Origin of the sequence: Flavihumibacter sp. ZG627, assembly GCF_000814325.1 — a bacterium.
GTDB lineage: Bacteria > Bacteroidota > Bacteroidia > Chitinophagales > Chitinophagaceae > Flavihumibacter.
Genome location: NZ_JPHF01000054.1, coordinates 1 through 365 on the forward strand (window position 1 = coordinate 1; position 365 = coordinate 365).

The window sequence follows — 365 nt, forward strand, 5'->3', positions numbered from 1 at the left end:
TGTTCTTAGTAATCAAACACCAGATGAATTATGTACTGGTACCAAGACCTACACATTCACCTATACTGATTGCAGTGGCGTAACAGCCACCTGGAATTATGTTTATACGATAAGTGCACCTTTGTTCACTGCTTCTGTAGATGGCGGATCAGTTGTTGACTGTCCGGCAGATGCAGAAGTTGTTCCGGTTGCACCCAATGTTACTGACAACTGTGGCAGAACTGTTGCTGCGGTATTGACATCTGAAACTGATGATGTAATCTGTACTGGCACCAAAACCTATACATTTACTTATACTGATTGTAGTGGTGTAACAGCTATCTGGAATTATGTTTATACTATAAGTACACCTGTGTTCACTGCTC

General features: G+C 41.4%; 1 protein-coding gene. It reads left to right on the forward strand.

Annotated elements, in window-relative coordinates; genetic code table 11:
- Positions 1-365, forward strand: a 365-nt coding sequence (locus HY58_RS19700) for a hypothetical protein (RefSeq protein WP_039135713.1), incomplete at both ends; no start/stop codon positions are given.